Genomic DNA, 18,376 nt, shown 5'->3' on the forward strand with positions numbered 1-18,376 from the left:
CATGCAGTTACTTGAATACTTGGACTGCGGCTACTCTCGTGTCCTGTGCCGGGAAGGCGTCTGGGGAGGGCCTACCGATTTGCCGACCAACTCACGACACGTCACTGGTCCGGACGGCGACGATTCGCAGAATTTCGACGTTCAGGTCACCGACTCTCGGCGGGCGATGGCCTACCTGGTGGCGCCGGGCTCGGACGACTACATCCGGATCATGTCGGTGCTCGAGTCGTCGGTGACCGACCTGACGCCCGCCGAGGTAGCGCTCCTGGTCTCCGCCGATGGGCCGGTCATGCCCGAGGGCGTGGTCCAGGCACGACTCGACAAACTGAAGGACTGGACGGCGGCTACCGGCCGAGCGGATCCCTCGAGGATTCGGCGGCATGCCGACATCTTGGCGCGCAACTGGCGGTGGACGGCCACCCCGGCCGGCCGTCAGGTGCACCGCTTCTACACCTCGGTGCTGGCCGCTACCCCCACGATGCGGGAGATTCCGCTACCCAGCCTGGCCCGGATCGTCGAGTCGATCGAACAACTGGCCCACGAGCTGGCTCTGCCCCGCCGTGACGACGGCAGGACCGCGGAACTCATCGGGCGACTGTTCACCGCCCACGACGATCTTGACGCGTCCCTGGTCGGCGCGGAGGACAGCCTGTCCGGCCTGGCCGACCGGTTCGACCTGGACCGCGACGCGACAGCGGAACTCAAAGGACTGCTGGTCGACTACGCCACCCACGTCGCCGGTGAACTCGAACGTGGTGCCCAACGCGTCCACGACGTGCTGAACCGGCTACTGCGGCCGCACTTCAGCGTCCTCGCCGAGATCGCGGTGGCTCAGTCGCAGGCCCGGGCACTGATCGAGCGCGGGGCGCTCACCGCGTCCAAGGGTGGCCGGGTCACCGACTGGGACGGGCTGGCGGCCTGGTGCGACCCGCACACCGGACGGTCGAGCCGGTTCGCGTTGCGGTTGGTCCGCGCGTTGCCCGGAATGCACGCCAACCTGCGCCGTCTGCACAGCTCAGCCGGGTACGCGACGGGCCGGGCGCGGGCGTTGCTTCTGGCCAGGGCGTGCCTTGATCCCCGGTACGGCACGGCGATCCTGCAAGCAGCCACCGGGGATCATCCGTGGCGCAAGCTGTACGGGGAAGCGGACGACGCCGACCTGTCCACCAACCCGGGATGGCGTTCCGGGCCGCTGGTCGAGCTGCCCGAGTTGCTGCGCACCACCGGCCGCACCGGCGCTCGCGGACGTGCCCCGGCGGCCCGCGACGACGCCGCCGCGCGGGCGGCGGTGCAGGCGGCTCGGCAGCAGCGGATGGCCGAGCATGCGGCGGCGATCGAGGAGATCCTCAACGAAGCGCCGGGCGGCGTGTTGTCGGTGCGTGCCGCGCAGGTGGCTCTGGCCGCGCTGATGACCGCGGTCCGGACCGGGCTCGTGCCCGGCACGAACGACCGGCGGACCGGCACCCGCGACGGACTCGCCTGCACGCTGTTTCACACCGGCTCCGGCACCGGGTTGCTGGCCGCGCCGACCTGGCGGGTCATCCTCCCCGGGCGCTTTCCCGTCTTCCACCTGCCGGGCCAGTGGGTCGGGGCGCCCCGGCCGACCAGCCCCGACCCGTCCCGCCACGTTCCGGCCAGAGTCGAGCAGATTCCGGGTGCGGCATGACGACCGGCGCGAAGGCGTGGCGGCAACGCCGGACCGATGCCCCGGAAACCGCTGCCGAGACGGCCACGGTGCTGCGGCAGCTCATGGTCCAGCCTTGGCTGGTCGCGGGCCGGGACGACGTGGCGATCGCGGCCGTACGCCGCAACGAGGCCGCGATCCGTGAGGTGCTCGGCCGGCTGGGCTGGGTCCTGGTAGCCGAACGGGACTTCGTCCGGCTGCGGAAATCTCCCCCAGTGCGCCGCGACGCCTGGGCCGCTACCGGGCCCACACCCTTGACCAGCTCATGGTTCTTTCTGCTGGTCGCCGCCGCAGAGTCCCTGCCACCGCGGGTGAGCATCGGACAGCTGATCGCCGCCGCCCGCAGCGCCGCCGCCGAGGCCGAGATCCCGGCGGCCGACGACATGCCCCAGCGATACGCGATCCTGGCCGCCGTCAAACTTCTGGAACAGCGCGGCGTCGTGGAGAGCCTCGACGGTGATCTCAACCTCCTGCTGCGCGAGAACGACCCGCCGGTGCTGCTGGCGGTGCACCACCATCGTCTGGTGCACGTCATCGCGAACTTCGGTACGGCCGACCCGGTTGCCGACCCGGCGGGCTGGCTGCATCAGGTCGTACGGGAGAGCGACCCGGCGCGGCGGATGCGCCGCAAGCTCGTCGACGACACCGCCGTCTACGCCATCGACCTGGACCCCGACGAGGCCGACTGGCTGTCACGCCGGGTCCGCGGCGACGATGGCCTGCCGCTGGCCGAGGCTTTCGGCCTGCACTTGGAACGCCGGGCCGAGGGTGCCGCGTTCGTGGTGCCGGCCGACGCGTTCCGCTCCCGCGACGCGCTCGGCGACCGGCCCTTCCCCGGCGGCGGCACCGTCGCCCACGCCGCGGTGTTGCTCTGCGACCTCGCCGAGTCCGACGGGATGGTCGCCGCCGAACGACCCGGCTGGCGCGGCATCGCCGACGACGACGTGCTGCGCCACCTGACGACCCTCGCCGCGAAATACGCCGGGCAAGGCTGGGCCGCCGAACACGTCGCCGCACCGGCCGGGCTGGCAGTCGACGTGGCGGCGCTGCTCGCCGGCGTGAACCTCCTGCGTGTCGAAACCGGCATGTGGTGGTTCGCCCCGCCGGCGGGCCGCTGGGCGCGGCCCCGCGAGCCACGGCGCGAGCAGGCACGCAAGGACACCCATGGCATCGGTTGACGAACTGTCGCTGTTCGGCGACGATCTGGTGGCGCCGGCCGGGCACCCGCAGCGATTCACCACGCGGTGGCGGCTGGTCGGCGCCGGCTTGTCGAACGTGTGGCGCTACGGCGACCTGCTCCTGACCGCACCCAGCGGCCGGCTGTTGCTGCGCGGCCCGAACGGCACCGGCAAGACGACCGCCCTGGAAGCCCTGTGGCCGTACCTGCTGGACCTCAACGCGCAGCGGCTGGCGGCCGGCAAAGCACGGCCGACCTCACTGGCACTGCTGATGCGGGAAGGCGCCGACGGTCACCGTCGCCGCTGCGGATATCTGTGGCTGACCTTCGCGGCGCCGGGCGGTGACGGCGTCCGCTCCTACGGCGTACGGCTGATGTTCAGTGAGAGCGGATCCCCGGCGGTCCGGGTCGTGCCGTTCACCGCTGCGGGCGTACCGCTGAAGGACTTCGCTCTTTATGGTCCGAACCGGGCGGCGCTGTCGAACGAGCAGTTCGGCGACACCATCGCCGCGGCCGGCGGCATTGTGTTCGACGATGAGGATTCCTACGTCGCTCACCTCGCGACACATGTGTGGCGGACCGCCGACCGACCGCTGATCGAACTCGCCAACCGGGTGCGTTCGGTGCGCAATCCGAGCCTGCTCGGCGACGTGTCCCCCAAGGCCGCCGCGGATGCGCTCCGGGAAGCGCTGCCCGGCGTATCCGACGAAGTGGTCACCGCCACCGCCGAAGCCCTCGCCGAGTCCGAGGCAACCCGGGCGGCCTTCCAACGTGACCGCGACGCCGCCGCCGCGCTCGAACGTTTCGCCGAGGCATGGGCCGGACACGTCATCGACGTTGTCGGCGGCGCCCACACCGCCGTGACCTCCGCGCGGCGTGCTGTCCGCGACGCCGAACGCAACCTGGCCCGGGTGGCCAGCAGCGAGCAGGCAGCGTTCGGGGACCACGAGCATGCGGTGACCCGAGGGAAGGACCTCAAACGTCAGGCCGCCGAGCTTGACGTGATGATACGTGCGCTGGAGGAGTCCGAGTCCTATCAGGCGGCCGGTCGGCTCGCCGAGATGCAGAAGCGGGTCGATGCCGAGAACCGTGCCGCGGCTGCGGAGCGATCCAAGTTCGCCGAGTCCGTGGCCGCGAGCAGGTCCCGGGCGGAGAACCTGCGGGCCACGGCCGCCGAGATCATCGCCGACCTCGACGACCTGGTGGGTGAAGCCGCCGCCGTCGACAACCGTGCCACTCCAGATCATCCGCTACTGACCTGTACCAGCAACCCACGGCCCGTCTTCCACCTCGACGAGACATCCCTCGACGCCGGTCAGACCGCCGTCATCCGGGCCGAGCCGGCGCGAGCCGCGACGCTCGCCGGCCTGTGGCGCGAATTCGCCGCCGGTCACCGCCGCAGCGGCAACGATGCCGGCCTCGCGCTGACCGACCGGCGCGAGACCGATGACGCCGAACGCGAAGCCGCCGACCAAGCGCCCGTCACGGCCCGCGCCCGGGGGGCTGCCGACGCCGCTCAGCGGCAGCTGTCCGCCGAAACCGCAAAAACACGGCGGGCGCTTCGCGACCTGGCCGATGCCATCGACACCTGGTACGCCGACCATCACGAACTGGCAATCCTGGTCGGCGCCGGATGGTACCGCGACGACGCCGACCTTCTCGGCACTGACGAGCCCGCCCAGATCCTCACCAACATCGACGTCATCGCCCACACCGTCAGGCAGGCCGGCGCAGCCGCCGTTGCGGATTTGAAGCACCGCGCCAGGGTCGCTGGCGCGGAGGCGACTCGTTTGACCAGGGCCGCCGAGGAGATCCGCGGCGAAGCACGTATGCTGCGTGCCGGCAAGCTACTGCCGGTCCCCCGGCCCGAGTGGGCCGGTCCTGCACCCGACGGCCACGCCTTTGCCGACGCGGTCGACTGGCACCCGGCCGTCATCAACCCCGACGAGCGGGCATTGATCGAGACCGCACTGGCCGCCAGTGGCCTGCTCGGCGCCGCGCTGCACGCCGACGGCGTACGGTCCGACAGGTGGCACATCGATTCGACCGGCGAACCTGTCACTCCGAACCTCGCCAGCGTGCTGATCATCGACCCGGACCATCCCCAGTCCCAGATCGCCGAACGAGTACTGCATCGCGTTGCCGTCAACGACACCAGCACCCCGTCGGCCGGACTCGTCATCGGCCGCGACGGCACCTACACCGCCGGACCCGTACGCGGCCGGCCACCTCACCTGGCGACCGCCGAGCACGTCGGCGCGGCCCAGCGGCGAGCCGCCGCCCTCGCCCGCGCCGACGCCCTGGACGTCGAGGCGGCCGGCCTCGATATGCAGGCCACCGAGCACCAACAGACCGCTCAACGTGCATTCAGCGACGCCGACCACGTGCGGGCGGCACTCAGCGACTTCCCGAAAAGCACCGCCGCCGGCCGGGCCGAGGCCGTCCGCGCAGCCGCCGCCACCCGGGCCGGCGAAACCCGCCGCGTCGCCGACACCGCAGCCGAACTCGCCGCCCAGCTCACCGAGACCTCAGAAACGTTGCGCCTCGCCTGGGAACAACGAACCCGCGCACGCCATCTACCGATCGGCATCGTCGAGCTCCAACAGCTTCGCGCCGACGGCGAACGCCGCGCCCGCGACCTCGACGCCAAGGCCAAGAAGCTACAGCAACGCGTGATGCCCCGACTGGACCGGCTTGCCGCCACCGCCGGCGAGGACCAGGAACACAACGAACGGCTGAACCGTCAGCACGCCGACGCCACCGTCATCGTCGAGCGCGCCACCCGACTGGCCGCCGAGCACGAAGCACTGGTCCGCGCGATCGGCCTCGACGCCGCGACCGCCCTGGCCCGACATGCCGAGGCGAGAGGCCGCCGCGACAACCTCGACGGTGAACTGGGCGCTGCCGCAAAAGCCGTGACCGAGGCAGAGAACCGCGTCCGGGAGCTCGGCTTCGAGAAACGAGGAGCCGAGCAACGCATCGAGGACGCCGCTCCGCCACTGGCGGCAGCGCTGCGCCGGGTACGGGTGCTGCTCGACGTCAACGGAGTGTCGGCGCTGCTGTCGGTCCGGCCGAACCAAGACGATCTGATCGACGCGCTCGGATCCGCCGTCGCCGGTAAGCGCACCATCAGTCAACGTCTGCTCCGCGAGCGCTACGACACCTGCCGTACCGAACTGGCCGGCCTGTGGACGCTCGACCCCGGCGACACCGTCGAAAACCTCGACACCTACCTGCTCACCCACGACGGTGTCGGCTACGCCCCACCGGACGCCGCCGACGCCGGCCGGCAACTGCGCGACCGCGCCCAGCAGGCCCTCAACCGCGCCGAGGAATCAGCGCTCCGCGACTTCGTGATCGGTCGCCTGCCCCTGGCCATCGGAACCGCGTGGGTCCACATCGAGGACTGGGTCCAGGCCGTCAACCGCAAGATGCGCAACGCCTCCGCGTCGTCCGGTGTCGGCGTCCGCATCGCCCGCTCCCTGTCCAAGGACCTCACCGCCGCCGAAGCCACCGTGCACCGACTCGCCTGCACCCGCACCACCCTCACCGCCGCCGAACAGACCGAAGTCGGCGAAGCCCTGCAAGCCCTCATCGCGGCAGCGCCCGGAGCGACCATGGCCGAACAACTCACCCATGCCATCGACGTCCGGCAGTGGCTCGACATCTCCTACGAAATCGTGCGCCCCGACGGACAGACACACCGCTGGACCTCCAAGACCGGACTGTCCGGCGGCGAACGCCGACTCGTCGTGCTGGCCCCCATGCTCGCCGCCGTCGCCGCCTACTACGACCAGCTCGGCCCGACCGGGCTACGCCTGACCGCCCTCGACGAAGTTCCCGCCGAGGTCGACGAACGCGGCCGCGAAGGCCTCGCCCGGTACCTGGCCGAACTCGACCTCGACCTGATCTGCACCAGCTACCTGTGGGACGGCGCACCCGGCGCGTGGGACGGCATCGACGCCTGGGACCTCGAAGCCGGCCCCGACACCACGGTGGTCGCCTTTCCGATGCTCGTCCGCGGACTCCACCGGCTGCCCGAGGACCCCGCATGACGCCGCAATGCCCCTGGTGTACGGGCGACTGCGCCGGCGTCAACGACGCGCCCCTGCGCGGCGAGAACCTGGACTGGCTCTGGCAACGGCTCGCCGACGTCGGTGACCGGCGCGGCGACCAGGACCTGATCACCGGCACCGCCGCAGTCACCGCCCCGGCCGACGCCATGCAACGAGCCGCCGTCACCGGCCTGGTGGGCGGCCGTACACCGCGAGCCGGACAAACCATCAGAGTGGATCTGAGCGCACTCACCGCCCGGCTGCAGGCTCATGATCCGCGCCTGAAGCCCGGCATGCTCGCCGCCCACACTGCTGGCCGCAGCCTCGGCGAACGGATCCGCGGCAATGCCGAACGCCGAGACGCCCTCGAACACCTGCGACGACACGCCCTCAACGCCATCGACTGCGAAGGCGAATTCTGGCCTGCCCTGCACCGGGCCGGCTGGGTCGCGAGGCTGCTGGCCACCAGCAACCGTGAACAGATCGTCGACCAGGCCGCGGCAGTCATCGCCGCCCTACCCGCACCCGGTGAACGGCTCGACCGGCGGCGGCTGGCCGACACCGTCACCGGCTTCCCGCACGCCCTGGACAGCGGCACCCTGCCCGGACTGGTCCTGGCCATCCTCACCGCCACCGGCCGCGTCCCCACCGGGCTGCCACCGCGTGCCGCCTGGGCCGCCGCCGGCGTCGACTGCGACGACCTCACCGGCGGACTACTCGCCCTCGGCATCCACCCGGCCGGCTGGTCCCTGCCAACCGGCACCGTCGTCACCCTTCCACCGCGCGAGCTCGCCCGCTGCACCTGGCCCGAACCCCCACAGCCCGGTGCCCGGGTGTTCGTCACCGAAAACCCTTCCGTCGTAACCGCCGCCGCAGACCTCGGCAACGACGCACCAGTCCGGTTGCTGTGCACCGTGGGCACACCGTCCGCACTTGAGGTCGATGCCATCGGACGACTCGCCGGCGCCGGCTGGCAGGTAGCCGTCCGCGCCGACTTCGACCAGGCCGGACTGCAACACGTGGCCACCCTGCTCGCCGGCATCCCCTCCGCGGTTCCCTGGCGAATGACGGCAGCCGACTACTTGAGCAGCCTCACCAGCCCCGCGCACGGACGGACCCAACTGGATACGGCCGCCCTGCCCACGACAGCCTGGGATCCGAACCTGCACGAGGCTATGACCGAGTCCGGATGCGCGGCGTACGAGGAAAGCCTCATCGATGAACTCCTTGACGACTTGCTCAAGCACTGAGCGGCGGTCTCGTGGGGCCTCGATCGATTCACTGGTCATGCATTGGCATCGTGGCGGGGCGGGGACCTGCGGGCAGGACGGCGGGTACGAGTGGACCGACGAGGTGTTCCTTCGGTCGGATAGGTCGTGTCATGACCGAACAACCTCATTCAGCGATAAGGCGCGACACGTCAGAGGCGGCCTGATGCCCTTCAGCGGCGTAATGCCGAGATTAATCTGGGATTTGGCGGAAAGAATTGTATGATTAGCGCATGTTGTATCGGACCCCTGCGCTCGCCGATGACGACAAGCGCGTGCTCGGCGAACTGGACACCATGCGGGACACTGGACAGGGCAACTCCGACGAACCCTGATCGCGCACGCCATCCAGGGCTCGAATTCGATCGAGGGCTACCAGGTGTCCCTGGACGACGCCGCCGCCGCCGTCGCCGGCGACGAACCGGTAGAAACGAACCCGCGAACCTGGGACGTCATCACTGGTTACCGGGACGCCCTGACCTATGTGCAGCAACTCGCCCGCTCACGCGAGTTCGCCTGGCAGCACATGTTGCTCAACGCGCTGCATTTCATGATGCTCCGCCGCGAGCTCGACAAGTGGCCGGGCCGCTACCGTCCGGGTGACATCCACATCGACGAGGCGCACACCGGCCGACGCGTCTACACCGGGCCGGACGCGGACGACGTTCCGTCGCTGATCTCCGAGCTGATGGACTGGCTGGCCGACGGTGAACCGGAGACCCCGCTGCTCGTGCGGGCCTCCATGGCTCACCTGAACCTGGTCAAGATCCATCCCTGGCGGGACGGGAACGGTCGAATGTCCCGCTGCCTGCACACCCTCGTGCTCGCCCGCGACGGTGCCCTCGCCCCGGAGTTCTCCTCGATCGAGGAGTGGCTCGGCGTCGGTCGGAACACCTACGCCTACTACGACGCACTCGGTGAGGTCGGCGGCCCAACCTGGCAGCCTGACAACGACACCAGCAAGTGGATCCGATTCTGCCTGAGCGCCCACCACCAACAAGCCCAACTGGTCCGACAACGCCTCGACCAGGCCGCGCAGCTCTGGGAACTGCTCGACACCTGGGTCCGGCACGCTGGGCTGCCCGAGCGGGTCGTCAGCGCCCTGTACCTGGCCGCGACCGGCGGTCGAGTCCGCCGCACCCTCTATCAACGCGACGAGAACCTCACCGACGACCAAGCAACCCGCGACCTACGCGCCCTCGTCCGGGCGGGCATGCTCGAACAGCACGGCGAAACCCGAGGCAGGTTCTACCTCACCTCGCCGACGCTGCGCGACCTCGCCGCACCCGCGCTACGCCCCAAGGAAATCATCGACCCGTACCGACGCTGAGGCGCAGACCCGGCACGTCCCACGTCAATCTGCGACGTCAGCGCGCGGAAGAGAATACATTACCTGTCACCGGATTGGACAGGCGCAGCAGACATAGCCAAGCGTTCGCGCCTAAGATCATAACATTTGCGACTAAGAGAGCTTAAACAAGACAGCCGTTCCATCCCATTTATCGTGATTTTCCACGAAATTTGGTGTCCGAGGGGGGATTCGAACTCTTGTACGTATCATCGGTGCTCCATTTCGGGTGCACATGCTCATAGATTACGGCACGTTCAGGGTTGACTCAACCTCGTGCGCTCATTACCGGGCGTGAGCATGAATCGAAGTCGGGCTGCGTATGGTCTAATCTTGCCAGTCAGCTGGCTCGGTTATCAACTGACCGAAATGAACGTGCAGGCATCAAGCTTGAGCCCCACCGCAGGGGTCCTGGTGATTTCAGTCGACCGGCGCTGACGGCAACCCGTGCCGCTCGCGTTCTTCGGTAGCGAGCGCACCAGGTTCACCGCCTTCGTCGAACTCTGGAATCCACCACAACCGCGCACAGCGCCAGAGCATCCAGCGCCGACCAACGCGATGCAACGAGGTGTTCCCGCGACGCGCAGATCTGCGTTCGCACCGCCAGGGCGGGGGTCTAGATCCGGATGAGTCGCCGGCGTCGCGGTGTCGGAGCTGGGGTAGTACAGCCAGTCATGGTGACGGCATAAGCCCGGACGAGCAGGCTGGCATACCAGGCCGTGGCAGGCCTGGAGGCCACCCCGCACCTACTTCTCGCAGAGCATCACCCCACTTGACCCTGCGCACTCTGATCGATACTTTCCGTGCATGACTCAACATGCGTTGTCCCTGAGTAGAGGGGACCTCGATCGGGCCTCGGGCAGCATCTGCTCATGGCTCCCCCGCGCATCAGCCCTGAAGCGTTACAGCGAATGCAGTGGCAAATCCCGCCTGAACGCCGATCGGCGCCGGGAGCGTCCGCCACGGGAGGTCGCTACCCGTGGCCCACTGTGACGTCTGTTGTCTGCGTCTGAAGCTCACGAAGATCAAGACTCTGCCGAAGCATTACGGTGAAGAGACGCACGGCGTGTTCGGGCACGGTGCCCAGAAGGAGTGCAGTGGCTCAGGAACGACTCGTCACACTGCGGATCGTGATATACCAAGACAGTGCAGGCGCCCACGCAGCCGTCAAATCTGTCCATCCTGCCGTCGCACGTCCCTGACGCTGAACAGGAACGGCAGATTCCCGAAGCACCTCTCCCCTGACGGCACCAGCTGTTCCATGTCCGAAGCGAACAACCGCAGATAGGATTCTGAGCAAGCGCTCCGCAGGACGGCCACGTTTCACCTGCTTTCGGCGGTCAGATGAGAATCCTGCTCAGAGGCATGAGCTATAGGAAATGATCAGGTTGAGCGCCGAGGTGCAATGTGTATCCGAATCATCCGAAAAGTTCGCGGATAACTCCCATTGCTCGTGGCGAGATCGCTTCGTCGGGGTAAAAGTCGGCGCACAGACGTATAGCGTCGTCCACCGTCGTTACCTTGGCCAGCGCCGCCAGGGTGCGAAGGTCGTCCACGTCGCGGGTTCGCGCCGCGAGCGCTTTCATCGCGAAGATGTGCTCCGGCGAAGCAGCCATCACGCGCAGGCCAGGGTGATCGAAGACTCGCCGCTTGCCCGGGTCGTCCTTGCCGGAGACATACACGCTGGCCTGCTCGTTGAGCCACCACGGCGGTAGGCCCAGTTCGTCGGCCGCTGCACGCGCCTCATCGAGGACGACTCCGTGCGGGACGAACATCGCGTCGACGTCCCGGGTGACCCGTTTCGCGTCGTAGGCGAGCGCCATTGCGGCACCACCCACAATGAAGATGTCAGCGACGACTCCGCGGCGGACAAGCCGGTCGCCCAGGTGAGCGAACGCGCGTACGAGTTCCGCGCGCCCCATGAGGACGCCGCCTGATCCGCTCACGCCGCGGCCAGGTCGTGAACGGAGAGGTACACACCGTGCTTACGGAACGCAGCCGGGGCCCATGCCAGGGCGTCGGCCCGGTGGATGGCCAGTTCGGCCGGAAACCATGCCCGGCGCAGAACACGTGCGTCGCCCCAGGCAGGCGGAGCAAGATCTGCCTGAGCTAGCAGGTGCTCCGCAAGCGCGGCAAGCAGCGCGTCCCACCGCGGGTCTCCGGTCAGCCCGGGCTCATCTCGCAACAGGTCGACCCTGGTTTCAGCGGGTTCCCAGCGGTACTCCTCCAGAAACTCCCATACGAGCTTCCAGCGAGTCTGGTCGGTGTCCGCAGATGCCAGATGGGTGGCCAACCTGGCCAGACTCATCGGTTCGTAGCTGGTACCCATCGGGCAAGCCTCACCTTCGAGCCGACGGCTTCATCCGTTGCAGACTATCGCGGCGCCGCCCGCGAACACCGCAGAGATGAGGTCGCGACGGGTGGCCGATTTCGGACCGCGCCCCTACTCGGACCGTTCACTCATGTCGCGCGCACGGCGTCACCCTTGCGATCTTGGTTGAAGGCAGCGCAGTCTGTGACGTTGCCTGCTAGATCACAGGGGGTGGATGCGAGCGTGACTCTCAGTCAGGATGCGATCGGGAAGACTACGAAGCTGATTGATTTTCTCGCGGATGTGACAGCCGCAGTCGAACGGGATCCGGTTTGCGACATCCTGGAGGATCTCGACCTACCAGATCTCCTTGTCTGGCTCGATGCCCTACCGCAGGGTGTCCAGTGGGTAGCCACCCCGCCGACGATGTGATCATTCGTTTATGCCCGGCCCGGACGCCAGCGGAGCCGGCACCGCCGGAGTTGCTGCACGAGTGGATTGACATGGAGTCCCTGCGTGGAGCCGCTGGTCCCGCGCCGCGCCTGTTGAGCGCCCCGCCCCAAGACGAAAACGGTCGCACAGGGCCGCCCGGCCGGGTTGTGCGTGCCTTCGACGCTTGGTGCGAACAGTGGCAGGCCTGGTCCGACGAGACACAACGCGTACACACGGTCCGGCGGCTATACGAGCAACTTGAGCGCGCCGCCAAGCTGTTGGAGCAGCAGAATGACGAGTACGAGCTCATTCTCGGGCTCGGCCTGCTTCGCTGGACGGCCCCGGACGGCACGCGTTTCGTCGCCACCTTGCGACCGAGAGTGTCGTGGCGCGGCTGGATCGAGCCACGGCTGAGGTATCGGTGTCGATGGGAACGGGGCGCCGTCGGACCGAGGACCGGGAGCTTCTCGGCGACCAGGAGTTGTTCCGCAGCGAGCGTGGAAGACCTCACCGTCAAGCGATCGTCGACGGCAACCGGCCATGGCTGGAACTGCTGCGCCCGATCGTGGAGCTGTTGGAGGAATGTCTCGACACCGACGTGCACACCGAAGCCCTACCGTTCGTGATGGGAGACGAACTGCCGAGTGCACCGACGGTTAGTCTCTCGCCGGCACTGGTGGTACGTCGGCGCAGTCGGGTACTGCTGACCGAGGCATACCAGCACATTGGTCAGGCGCTGCGCCAACCTGACGTGCAAGTGCCCGTCGCGCTTGCTCAACTGGTGGTGGACACCGAGCCCGAGCATCGCAACCAGTGGCTCAAGCATCAGGGGGCTGCCAGCGGCGACGTCCTCGGCAGCGACCCGCTGTTTCCGTTGCCCACCAATTCCGTTGCCCACCAACGATGAGCAGATGCATGTCATCGAGCTGCTTCGTTCGGAAACGGGTGTCGTAGTTCAGGGGCCTCCCGGGACCGGCAAGACGCACACGATCGCCAACCTGGTGTCGGCGCTGCTGGCTCGCGGTCAGCGGGTGCTCGTCACCAGCCAAAAGGATCAGGCGCTGCGTGAGCTTCGCGCGAAGGTACCGGCGTCGTTGCGTGACCTGTGCATGTTGATGACCGACGGTAGGAACGCCGCCCTCGAGGTCGGCTCGGGTCTAAGGCGTGTTTCATAAGCCCGGTCAGAGCCACTCGCAGATGATGGTGATGGTCAGGACGGCTTGGAACCGGACGGCCAGCTTGTCGTAGCGGGTGGCCACGCCGCGGTGGCGCTTGAGTCGGGCGATGCCGTTCTCAACGGCATGTCGCATCCGGTAAAGGTCTCGGTCGAACTTCGGCGGGCGTCCGCCGCGGCTGCCCTTGGCTTTGCGGTGGGCGTCCTGGTCGGTCTTGCTCGGGATGCACGCCTTGATGCCACGCTTGCGCAGGTAGGCGCGGTTGCCGCGGCTGGTGTAGGCCTTGTCGGCCAGGACGAGGTCGGGGCTGGTGCGGGGCCGGCCTGCTCCGAGTCGGGTCACCCTGATCCGGCGCAGGACCGGGATGAACTGAGGGCTGTCACCCCGGTGTCCGGCGGTCACGACCATTGATAAGACCTTCTGGCCCTGCTCACAGGCCAGATGCGTCTTGGTGGTCAGACCGCCGCGAGATCGTCCGAGAGCGTGATCAGCGGGTTCGTCGTGCACGCCGCCGGGCGGCTCTTTCTGCAGGTGAGGGTTCCTACGGGCGCCCGCGGCGTGTTGATGGGCGCGGCTGGTCATCGAGTCCACGCTGATCGTCCAGGTGATCCGGTCTTGCGCGTCTGCGGTGGCCTGTGACGCGGCCAGGATCTTGTCCCAGGTCCCATCGCGCTGCCAGCGACGGAACAGGCCGTAGAGCGTCTGCCATGGTCCGTACTCGGCCGGGACGTCACGCCAGGGCGACCCGATCCGGATCCGCCACCTGATCCCGTCGATGAGCTGCCGTTTCTCCCACTTCGGCGGACGACCCTTCGCCGACGCGACAGGCAGCAGCGCGGCGAGCCGCTGCCACTGAGCGTCGGTCAGGTCGTGCCGCCTCGTCACCGCTAAGGTGGCCACGAGGTCTCCGGTATGAAGTTCTTGCTTGGTCGCAGAACCAGATACCGGAGACCTCTTCAGTTGTCGATCACCGCCACACCATGACCTTCATCAGCCACCACGACTTCTGAAACACGCCTTAGTACTGCAACGGCAGTAGGCAAATCGAGTTCGACTCGTGTTCGTTGGTCTGCCTGTGACGGATGTTGATGTTGGCCGGTGGCATGCGGAGTTGGACCGGTTGCACGCGCGGATCGGGCCTCGGTTTCGTCGGTCGGAGCCGCGGCGGCGGGCGCGTCAGTACCTGTGCGGGCTGGTGTCGGGTCTGGGTCGCAAGAACGGCTGGACTCTGGCTGAGCAGGCCGGGGATGTGTCGCCGGACGGGATGCAGCGGTTGTTGCGGTGGGCGGACTGGGATGTCGACGCCGTCCGCGACGATGTGCGGGACTACGTGGTCGAGCACCTCGGCGATCCGGCCGGTGTGCTGATCGTCGACGACACCGGCTTCCTGAAGAAGGGCACGCGGTCGGCCGGGGTGCAACGCCAGTACTCCGGCACCGCGGGGCGGACGGAGAACTGCCAGGTCGGGGTGTTCCTGGCCTATCGCTCCAGCAAGGGCCATGCGTTGATCGATCGGCAGCTCTACCTTCCGGCGTCGTGGACCGATGACCGGGACCGGTGCCGGGCCGCCGGAATCCCCGACGAGGTGGAGTTCGCCACGAAGGTGCAGATGGCCCGCCAGATGCTGGTCCGTGCGTTGGACGCCGGGGTGCCGGTGGGGTGGGTAACCATGGACGAGGCATACGGTCAGTCGAAGTCGCTGCGGTTGTGGTTGGAACACCGGGATGTGGGTTATGTGGTCGCGACCCGCCGCAACGACGACATGATCACCACGTCGATGGGCATCACCCGCGCGGACAAGCTGATCGCGGCCCTGCCGGCTCGGGCGTGGTGCCGGCTGTCCGCCGGCGCTGGCGCCCACGGCCCCCGTGAGTACTGGTGGGCGCGGGTGCCGGTGCGCATCGGCTGGCAGCCCGGTCGCGGGCACTGGCTGCTGGCTCGACGCAGCATCACCACCGGCGAGATCGCTTACTACGTCTGCTACGGACCCCGTCGCACCCGCCTGGTCGACCTCGCCCGCATCGCCGGCGCCCGCTGGGCGGTCGAGGAGTGCTTCCAACAGGCCAAGAACGAAGCCGGCCTCGACGAATACCAGGTCCGCGACTGGCGAGCCTGGTACGCCCACATCACCCTGTCCATGGCCGCCCACGCCTGGCTGTCCGTCGCCCGATCCCTTGCCACAAAAGGGGATCCAGTCCCGGCGACGGCATGATGATCGGCTACACCGTACCGGAGATCCGAAGACTGCTCACCGCACTCGTAGTGCGATCAACTCATCCACCAGAGCGCGTCTGGGCCTGGTCCCGATGGCGCCGACGACGCCAACACCAAGCCCGGACCTGCCACTACCGACGACGCGGCTACCCCTGACAACTGGCGAGACGACGGCGCTCTGACATGATCACGTCGTGCCCGACCTCGAGCCAACAGAAGGCATTCCGTCACCAGAACCGCGTACGTCGGCAGCACGCAGCGATTTGAGCACGCTTCTTGCGCTGCTCCTCATCTCAGCCGTGTTACTGGCGCTGTGTCTCGGCTGCGCCGCCTTCTGGCTATACAACTAATCTCGCCCCGACGGCAGGAGCCGGCCGGAGCACCGCGCTTACTGCCGTTGCAGTACTAGGGCCTGTCCTGTCGATCTTGGATTGACTGGTCAGGTGACGTCACCCCGAGGGATCATGAGGCGTGACCGATGCTGATGCGGTGCTGAGGATTGCGGATTTGCGCCGAGCATGCTCGATGCTGTTGGACGCGGCGGAGAGTCGGTTCGGTCCTCAAATCCAGCTGTCACAGCTCAGCGTCGACTACTACTGGAACGTCGATCTTCGTGCGGCATTCGCGATGGTCTCGCGGCCGGAGCTGGAGATCGACTGCGGGCAGAGCAGCGACGATCTCGCAGAGCTGTCCAGCCTCCTTCAGCGAGATCCGGAGGACGTCGTATCGCTGTGGCACGACGTCCCGCACGTGAGCGGGCTCCTGCGGCTGCTGGCGTACCTCGACCTGCCTGACTCTGGCGAGGTTCGCGGCAACTAGCTGTTGCTGCCGATCACTGGAGCCAGATGATGGCGGCGATGAGGATCAGACTGGAGCGGTAGAGCGATGCGCGTTTGGCGTAGCGGGTAGCCAGGTCGCGCCACTGTTTGAAACGGTTGAAGCAGCGTTCCACGACGTTGCGCTTTTTGTAGATCACCTTGTCGAAGGCTGGTGGTCGCCCGCCGACGCTGCCTCTGGCCGCTCGGCGGGCAACTTGGTCGGTGCGCTCCGGGATGACGTGCCGGATGCCGCGTTGTCGCAGGGCTCGACGAGTTGAGTCATGCGCGTAGCCCTTGTCCGCGATGAGCATGTCGGGGCGTTTTCGGGGCCGGGCCGGGTCCGGGCTCGTTGACCCGGATGGCGTCGAGCAACGCCAGAAGCTGCGGGTTGTCGCCGGCCTGGCCTGGAGTGAGCAGGATCGACAACGGCCGGCCACGTCCGTCGACGGCCAGGTGGATCTTCGTGCTCAGCCCACCGCGGGATCGGCCGATGGCCTCGCCATCTTGCGCACGAGGCGTCGCCGGACTTGCGGGGGAGCCCCTTTTTTGCGGGCGCCAGCGGCATGCTGGTGCGCCCGCACGATCGACGGGTCGATGCTGATCGTCCACTGCACCGGTGTGCCGTCGTCATGGACCTGCGCCACGGCGAGGATCCGATCCCAGGTGCCGTCGGCCGTCCAGCGGCGCAGCCGTTCGTGGCAGGTCTTCCACGGCCCGAAGCGTTCCGGCAGGTCACGCCACGGCGCGCCCGTGCGCAGCTTCCACAAGATCCCGTTGATGACCTGCCGGTGATCCCGCCACCGCCCCCGCGCACCACCCGGCTCCGGCAGCAGCGGCGCGATCACCACCCACGCCTCATCGGTCAGCTCACCACGACGCACCACCGGAACATCGTCAACGATCAACCACTACAAGATCGACAGGACAGGCCCTAGACGAGTGAGTCCTAACGCCCCTGGGTGGTGGAGATAGACGAAGGGTGTTGAGGATCAGTTTGTGACGACCGACCTCAACACCCTTCTGACCGCACTTTACGTGAAGATCGACGATTGGCTCGGGCGGCAGAGTAGGCCCGGGCGGCCACCCAGGCTGTCCGACGCGGAACTGCTCACCCTGGCCGTGGCTCAGGCCCTGCTCGGCGTGCGGTCCGAAGCCCGCTGGTTGCGGTTCGTCCCCGGGCATCTGCCTGGGGCGTTTCCGTACCTGCCCGGGCAGTCCGGCTACAACAAGCGGTTGCGTGCGGCGTTGCCGCTGCTCAAGCGAGCGATCCGCGTGGTCGCGGCGGACACCGACCTGTGGACCGACGCCACCTGGGTGGTCGACTCGACGCCGGTCGAGTGCGGCCGGTCCAGGCCGACGGTGAAACGCTCGGACCTGGCCGGGTGGGCCGGGTACGGCTACTGCGCCTCGCACTCGCGGTTCTTCTGGGGACTGCGGCTGCATCTGATCTGCACCCCGGCCGGCTTGCCGATCACCTGGGCCCTCGCGACACCGAAAGTCGACGAACGTCAGGTCTTGATGGCTGTCCTTGACCACGACCCCGACCTCATAGCCGAGCGTCCAGGACTGCTGATCGTCGCGGACAAGGGATACGTGTCCGCGGAGCTCGACCGGTGGCTGACAGAGCGTGGGGTGCGGTTACTACGGCCGTCGTATCGCAACCGCGTCCCACGCTCGGACGAGCACTTACTGAAACCGATCCGGCAGCTCATCGAGTCCGTCAACGACACGTTGAAGGGCCAACTCGACCTCGAACTGCACGGCGGACGCAGCATCGAAGGCGTCGCGGCACGCGTCGCGCAACGCCTCCTCGCGATGACCGCCGCGATCTGGCACAACCGGACCACCGGCCAACCCGTGACCAGGTCCCTGATCGCCTACGACCACTGACCCC

Annotated in this window: 14 protein-coding genes and 1 pseudogene; 11 read left to right on the top strand and 4 right to left on the bottom strand. The window is 67.9% G+C overall.

Annotation, left to right across the window (positions count from 1 at the left end; translation table 11 throughout):
• Window positions 1–166: 166 nt before the first annotated feature.
• The 5 genes from O7634_RS30740 (at window position 167) to O7634_RS30760 (ending at window position 9,514) form a co-directional block, all read left to right on the top strand.
• Window positions 167–1,666, top strand: coding sequence for a DUF2397 family protein (locus O7634_RS30740; RefSeq protein ID WP_278153638.1), 1,500 nt, complete (start codon window positions 167–169; stop codon window positions 1,664–1,666).
• Entirely contained in the window at window positions 1,663–2,862 is a 1,200-nt protein-coding gene (locus tag O7634_RS30745) for a DUF2398 family protein (protein WP_278153639.1), read from the top strand. Before O7634_RS30740 ends, O7634_RS30745 begins: the two co-directional genes overlap by 4 nt.
• A complete protein-coding gene (locus O7634_RS30750; RefSeq protein ID WP_278153640.1) occupies window positions 2,849–6,916 on the top strand; it encodes an SbcC/MukB-like Walker B domain-containing protein in 4,068 nt (1,355 codons plus the stop codon). The genes O7634_RS30745 and O7634_RS30750 overlap by 14 nt, the downstream gene beginning before the upstream one ends.
• Window positions 6,913–8,166 (top strand): DUF2399 domain-containing protein, encoded by a 1,254-nt coding sequence (locus O7634_RS30755; RefSeq protein WP_278153641.1) that lies wholly within the window; start codon window positions 6,913–6,915, stop codon window positions 8,164–8,166. The genes O7634_RS30750 and O7634_RS30755 overlap by 4 nt, the downstream gene beginning before the upstream one ends.
• Before the next feature lie 397 nt (window positions 8,167–8,563).
• Window positions 8,564–9,514, top strand: coding sequence for a Fic family protein (locus tag O7634_RS30760; RefSeq protein ID WP_278153642.1), 951 nt, complete (start codon window positions 8,564–8,566; stop codon window positions 9,512–9,514).
• A 1,436-nt stretch (window positions 9,515–10,950) separates the two neighbouring features.
• Here the strand turns inward: O7634_RS30760 and O7634_RS30765 are convergent.
• Both O7634_RS30765 and O7634_RS30770 read right to left on the bottom strand, forming a co-directional pair.
• Window positions 10,951–11,454, bottom strand: coding sequence for a DUF6036 family nucleotidyltransferase (locus O7634_RS30765; RefSeq protein WP_278153643.1), 504 nt, complete (start codon window positions 11,452–11,454; stop codon window positions 10,951–10,953).
• Window positions 11,455–11,474: 20 nt separating this feature from the next.
• Window positions 11,475–11,861, bottom strand: coding sequence for a hypothetical protein (locus O7634_RS30770; RefSeq protein WP_278153644.1), 387 nt, complete (start codon window positions 11,859–11,861; stop codon window positions 11,475–11,477).
• A 225-nt stretch (window positions 11,862–12,086) separates the two neighbouring features.
• Here O7634_RS30770 and O7634_RS30775 point away from each other — a divergent pair, with 225 nt between their 5' ends.
• The 3 genes from O7634_RS30775 (at window position 12,087) to O7634_RS30785 (ending at window position 13,450) form a co-directional block, all read left to right on the top strand.
• The gene (locus O7634_RS30775; protein WP_278153645.1) at window positions 12,087–12,275 is read left to right on the top strand and encodes a hypothetical protein; all 189 of its coding nucleotides are present in this window, start codon (window positions 12,087–12,089) and stop codon (window positions 12,273–12,275) included.
• A gap of 385 nt (window positions 12,276–12,660) precedes the next feature.
• Window positions 12,661–13,182 (top strand): hypothetical protein, encoded by a 522-nt coding sequence (locus O7634_RS30780; protein WP_278153646.1) that lies wholly within the window; start codon window positions 12,661–12,663, stop codon window positions 13,180–13,182.
• Window positions 13,183–13,186: 4 nt separating this feature from the next.
• Window positions 13,187–13,450, top strand: a complete 264-nt coding sequence (locus O7634_RS30785) for an AAA domain-containing protein (RefSeq protein ID WP_278153647.1) — start codon at window positions 13,187–13,189, stop codon at window positions 13,448–13,450.
• A gap of 6 nt (window positions 13,451–13,456) precedes the next feature.
• On the opposite strand, the gene O7634_RS30790 is transcribed toward O7634_RS30785, so the two are convergent.
• Window positions 13,457–14,350 carry an IS5 family transposase gene (locus O7634_RS30790; protein WP_278150315.1) on the bottom strand — a complete coding sequence of 298 codons (894 nt, stop codon included), beginning with the start codon at window positions 14,348–14,350 and terminating at the stop codon, window positions 13,457–13,459.
• Between the two features lie 211 nt (window positions 14,351–14,561).
• On the opposite strand from O7634_RS30790, the gene O7634_RS30795 reads away from it, so the two are divergent.
• Both O7634_RS30795 and O7634_RS30800 read left to right on the top strand, forming a co-directional pair.
• On the top strand, window positions 14,562–15,662 hold the full coding sequence (locus O7634_RS30795; protein ID WP_278153648.1) for an IS701 family transposase: 1,101 nt from the start codon (window positions 14,562–14,564) through the stop codon (window positions 15,660–15,662).
• 473 nt (window positions 15,663–16,135) lie between these two features.
• Window positions 16,136–16,483, top strand: a complete 348-nt coding sequence (locus O7634_RS30800) for a hypothetical protein (protein ID WP_278153649.1) — start codon at window positions 16,136–16,138, stop codon at window positions 16,481–16,483.
• Between the two features lie 13 nt (window positions 16,484–16,496).
• Here O7634_RS30800 and O7634_RS30805 read toward each other — a convergent pair.
• Window positions 16,497–17,363 (bottom strand): annotated as a pseudogene (locus tag O7634_RS30805) (IS5 family transposase).
• A gap of 115 nt (window positions 17,364–17,478) precedes the next feature.
• On the opposite strand from O7634_RS30805, the gene O7634_RS30810 reads away from it, so the two are divergent.
• Entirely contained in the window at window positions 17,479–18,372 is an 894-nt protein-coding gene (locus O7634_RS30810; protein WP_278153650.1) for an IS982 family transposase, read from the top strand.
• The last annotated feature ends 4 nt before the right edge of the window (window positions 18,373–18,376 follow it).

Origin of the sequence: Micromonospora sp. WMMD1120 (genome assembly GCF_029626235.1) — a bacterium.
Lineage (GTDB): Bacteria > Actinomycetota > Actinomycetes > Mycobacteriales > Micromonosporaceae > Micromonospora.

What these genes read in the sequence shown, in the direction of transcription:
- O7634_RS30765 (WP_278153643.1), bottom strand. Translation starts at nt 11,454, where the DNA reads ATGGGGCGCGCGGAACTCGTACGCGCGTTCGCTCACCTGGGCGACCGG.
- O7634_RS30755 (WP_278153641.1), top strand. Translation starts at nt 6,913, where the DNA reads ATGACGCCGCAATGCCCCTGGTGTACGGGCGACTGCGCCGGCGTCAAC.
- O7634_RS30745 (WP_278153639.1), top strand. Translation starts at nt 1,663, where the DNA reads ATGACGACCGGCGCGAAGGCGTGGCGGCAACGCCGGACCGATGCCCCG.
- O7634_RS30750 (WP_278153640.1), top strand. Translation starts at nt 2,849, where the DNA reads ATGGCATCGGTTGACGAACTGTCGCTGTTCGGCGACGATCTGGTGGCG.
- O7634_RS30770 (WP_278153644.1), bottom strand. Translation starts at nt 11,861, where the DNA reads ATGGGTACCAGCTACGAACCGATGAGTCTGGCCAGGTTGGCCACCCAT.
- O7634_RS30785 (WP_278153647.1), top strand. Translation starts at nt 13,187, where the DNA reads ATGCATGTCATCGAGCTGCTTCGTTCGGAAACGGGTGTCGTAGTTCAG.
- O7634_RS30740 (WP_278153638.1), top strand. Translation starts at nt 167, where the DNA reads ATGGCCTACCTGGTGGCGCCGGGCTCGGACGACTACATCCGGATCATG.